1 protein-coding gene is annotated in these 272 nt (G+C 41.9%); it reads left to right on the top strand.

Annotation, left to right across the window (positions count from 1 at the left end):
- Positions 1–272: PLP-dependent transferase (locus AAEY88_RS13685; protein ID WP_350563267.1), on the top strand; the 272-nt coding region annotated here is incomplete at both ends.

The following is a 272-nucleotide window of genomic DNA, read 5'->3' as shown; positions in this document are numbered from 1 at the left end:
CTGTAGAGTGGTTCCGCTTAGAAATACCGGTGCGGCACTTGCACCAAAAAATGCATCAGACATTCTAATTGGCCTTGAAACCTTAGGTTTGCGAATGGAACGTCACTGCGAAAATGCACAAAAGGTGGCTGAGTATTTACAAAAGCACCCTAAAGTTTCATGGGTTAACTATGCAGGCTTAGCGTCAAGTCCATACAACGCAATGTGTAAAAAAACAACTAATGGTAAAGCATCGGGTATATTAAGTTTTGGTATTGTAGGTGGCTTGGAAG

It is taken from the genome of Psychrobacter sp. CAL346-MNA-CIBAN-0220 (assembly GCF_040309805.1).
In the GTDB taxonomy this organism is placed as follows: domain Bacteria; phylum Pseudomonadota; class Gammaproteobacteria; order Pseudomonadales; family Moraxellaceae; genus Psychrobacter.
The sequence above is the reverse complement of the archived record's forward strand: the minus strand, read 5'-3'. Positions and strand labels throughout refer to the sequence as shown.